The following is a 3,583-nucleotide window of genomic DNA, read 5'->3' on the forward strand; positions in this document are numbered from 1 at the left end:
CCCAACGGCCTTGCGGCGGGCGTCGCGCACCGACAGCGGCAGCGGCTCCCAGCCCGCGAGCCGTCCGAGGCCGACCACCGGCGGGTGCACCGGCGAGTGCGCCATCACCTCGGCCGGCTCGCCGAGGACGGGCGCGGCGCCGGGGGTGAGGAGCAGCACCTGGTCGGCGTACTGGACGACGCGCTCCAGGCGGTGCTCGGCCATCAGGACGGTCGTGCCGAGATCGTGTACGAGCCGCTGCAGCACGGCCAGCACCTCCTCGGCCGCGCCCGGGTCGAGCGCCGAGGTCGGCTCGTCCAGGACCAGCACGCGCGGGTGGACGGTGAGCACCGAGCCGATCGCGACGCGCTGCTGCTGGCCGCCGGAGAGGGAGTTGAGCCCGCGGTCGCGCAGGTCGGCGAGGCCGAGCAGGTCGAGCGTCTCCTCGACGCGGCGGCGCATGACGTCGGCCGGCAGGCCCAACGACTCCATGCCGTAGGCGAGTTCGTCCTCGACGGTGTCGGTGACGAAGTGCGCGACCGGGTCCTGCCCCACCGTGCCCACGAGGTCGGCGAGTTCGCGCGGGCGGTGGGCGCGGGTGTCCCGGCCGCCGACGGTGACCCGGCCGTGCAGGGTGCCGCCGGTGAAGTGCGGCACGAGCCCGCTGACCGTGCCCAGCAGGGTGGACTTGCCGGAGCCCGACGGGCCCACCAGCAGGCAGAGTTCGCCCTCGGGGACGGTCAGGTCGACGCCGTTCAACACCGGCGTGGGGGCGTCCGCGTACTGGACGGAGACCTGCTCGAAGGTGATCACGAAGCCCTCCGGGGCGGGGTCGGGGTGGCGAACGCCGGTACCAGGCCCAGGAGTACGGCGAGGACGGCGGCCAGCGGCAGCGCGGGGACGCTCGGCGGGACGACGGTGGGCGCGAAGGCGGCGGGGTCGCGCGTGGAAAGGTACACGGTGAGCGCGGCGACGGCGGCGCCCGAACCGGCGGTGAGCCACTCCGGGAGCACCCAAGGATCTGGCTGGTAACGTGTTCTGACGGATCGTCGGCTTCCGAGGAGCAGTCCGGCGAAGGCGGCGCCGAGGCCGATCAGCAGGACGGGCAGCGCCCAGCCGGCGCCCCCGGCGGTCAGCAGGCCGTACGCGGCCAGGCAGATGCCCAGGAGGCCGGCCAGCGTGAGCGCGGCTGTCGCCCGTGCGAGGTGCCGCGGGACGTCGGCGGTGCGGCCGAAACCGCGGGTGTCCATCGCCGCCGCCAGCGCCACCGAACGCTCCAACGCGCCCTCCAGGACGGGCAGTCCGACGCTCAGCACGGCGGCGATGCCCTTGTCCGTCCGGCCGCGCAGACGGCGGGCGGCGCGCAGCCGCTGGACGTCGGCGACCAGGTTCGGCGCGAAGGTCATCGCCACGACGACGGCCACCCCGGCCTCGTAGAGCGCTCCCGGCAGCGCGCGCAGGAGCCGGGCCGGGCTCGCGAGCGCGTTCGCGGCGCCGACACACACCAGGAGGGTGGCCAGGCGCAGCCCGTCGTAGAGCGCGGCGAGCAGGCCTTCGAGGGTCACCCGGCCGCCGATCCGCACCCCCTGCGCCCAGACGGGCAGGGGCACTTCGGGCAGCGTGAACAGCACGTGCGTCCCGGGGACGGGCGAGCCCAGCAGCACCGCGAACAGCAGCCGGATGCCGAGCACGAACAGGCCGAGCCGTACGAACGCGCCGTATGACCGCGACCAGGGCGCATCGCCGCGCCGGGCCGCGACGACGTAGCCGGCGACGGCGGCGAGCAGTAGCAGGATCGCCGGGTTGGTGGTGCGGGTGGCCGCGGCGCCCAGGCCGAGTGCCCACAACCACCAGGCACCGGGGTGCAGTTGACGGGAGACGCGCACGAAAGGGGACCTCATCGGGGACGGCGGCGGCGCGCCTGCCAGACGGCACCGGCGGCGAGGACGGCGACGAGGGCGCCGCCGGCGATCAGGCCGAGGTCCGGGCCGCTGCCGTCGTTCTCGGCCGCCGTCGTGGCGTCCGCCTTCGCGCCGGTGCCGACCTGGTCGGCGCAACCGGCCTTCGGGTAGCCGGAGATGGCGCAGAGCAGGCCGTTGGTGTCGTACCGCAGCGGCGGCGCGACGGCGGCCAGCACCTCGGCGGAGGTGGCGTTCGCGGGGACGGTGGCACAGGCGGTGCGCTGCTCGGGCGGCTGCTCGGCGGAGACCCCGTCGTCTGCCGTGCCGAAGTCGAGGAGGACGCCCACCCGCTTGCGGCCCTGCTGCGGAGGCGTGCTCGCGCAGAGCGCGGCGAAGTCGGCGCCGGCACGGGGCTGCGCGGCATCCTGCCCACCGTCCGGACTGACGGCGAACCGCCATCCGTCGACGCTCCCGTCCACCGGCACGTGGATGGCGGGTCCTTGCTGCTGGTAGGCCCAGCCGCCGTCCGCACCCTTCCAGAACGACCAGTACCGGTACCCCGCCGCCTGCGCGGGTACGGCGGAGCCGGCGACGAGGAGCACGGCGAGCAGGCCGGTGAGGAGCGCGGCGAGCCGCCGGGCGGGGGCGGTACGGCCTTCGGTGATGGGGCCTTCGGTGATGGGGCCTTCGGCGGTGGGGGCGTTGGCGGGCCGGGGGTGGATGCCCAGCGCGGTGGTACGGGCGTTGGTGCGCCCGGGGCGGCCACTCGGCGCGGCAGCGAGGGCGTGCCCGTTCGTGGCTGCGGGTCGAGCGCTGCCGCCGGGAACGGACGAGGCTCCCCGCGCGGTGGCGCGGGCGGGTCCGACCGCCGCCGGGCCCCGTGCGGCGTCCGCGTGCCCGTCCGCCGCCGGGCGCGCGGGGCTCCCGGCGGCGAGGCGGGGGTTGGGCGTCACAGCTTGGGGCCGCGCTTGCGCTGGAGGCTCAGGATGAGGCCGCCGCCGATGCCGATGAGCAGGCCCACGCCGATCAGCCAGTACTGGCCGATGCCGCCGTCCTTCTTCTTCTCGGCGGCGGGAGCTGCCGGAGTGGCAGCCGCCGAAGCAGCCGTCTTCGGTGCCGGGCCGAGCGCGGTGAGCTGCTGCACCAGGGGGGCCGTGTCGCGCTGGGCGGCCTGGCCGACCAGGAGGAGCGTCGCGGCGGCGCCCGCGTCGGTGCCGCCCTTCGTCCAGGTGGAGGCGTTCTGGGTGAGCCAGTCCACCGCGCCGGCGGCCTGCTGCGGGTGGCCGCTCTGAGTGAGCCCGAGGGCGGCCCAGGCGGTGGCGTTGTAGTCGGGGGTGGGCGTGGCGCCCGGCATGGTGAGGCTGAGGTGGTTGCCGCCCGCGCCGAGCTGCGCGGTGAGGTACGCCGCGGCGGCCTCCCCCGAGTCGGCGTGCGGGACCGGCCCGGTGGCGCCGTCCTGGCAGGTCAGCGGCTTGGGCGCGGCGTCGGAGCGGACGCCGGCGCCGACCGGGAGCCGTCCGCCGGCCGCGGCGAGCGAGGCCTGGGCGGTGGCGAGCGCGTTGGGCGCGAGGGCGCCGGAGGCGGCGTCGGGCTGGAAGGCGAAGGCGCCGCGCTGGTCGGCGGGGGCGGCGCAGCCGAGCTGGAAGACGGCGAGCCCGTCGAAGGCGTTCTTGCCGGCCTTGGCGACGCTCGCCGGGTCGGTC

Annotated in this window: 3 protein-coding genes and 1 pseudogene; all 4 read right to left on the reverse strand. The window is 76.6% G+C overall.

Going from position 1 to position 3,583, the window contains the following annotated elements; translation table 11 throughout:
* Nucleotides 1–792, reverse strand: a 792-nt coding sequence (locus AB0O00_RS24180; protein ID WP_363655022.1) for an ABC transporter ATP-binding protein, incomplete at its 3' end; no start/stop codon positions are given.
* On the reverse strand, nt 789–1,880 hold the full coding sequence (locus AB0O00_RS24185) for a CbiQ family ECF transporter T component (RefSeq protein ID WP_363655024.1): 1,092 nt from the start codon (nt 1,878–1,880) through the stop codon (nt 789–791). The genes AB0O00_RS24185 and AB0O00_RS24180, both read right to left, overlap by 4 nt.
* Nucleotides 1,877–2,545 (reverse strand): SCO2322 family protein, encoded by a 669-nt coding sequence (locus AB0O00_RS24190; protein WP_363655026.1) that lies wholly within the window; start codon nt 2,543–2,545, stop codon nt 1,877–1,879. Before AB0O00_RS24190 ends, AB0O00_RS24185 begins: the two co-directional genes overlap by 4 nt.
* A 284-nt stretch (nt 2,546–2,829) precedes the next feature.
* Nucleotides 2,830–3,583: pseudogene (locus AB0O00_RS24195) on the reverse strand (hypothetical protein); the annotation flags it as partial.

This window comes from Kitasatospora sp. NPDC093558 (assembly GCF_040683475.1).
In the GTDB taxonomy this organism is placed as follows: domain Bacteria; phylum Actinomycetota; class Actinomycetes; order Streptomycetales; family Streptomycetaceae; genus Kitasatospora.

Bases quoted from the DNA above. Each gene is read 5' to 3' on its own strand.
- AB0O00_RS24185 (WP_363655024.1), bottom strand. From the start codon at position 1,880: ATGAGGTCCCCTTTCGTGCGCGTCTCCCGTCAACTGCACCCCGGTGCC.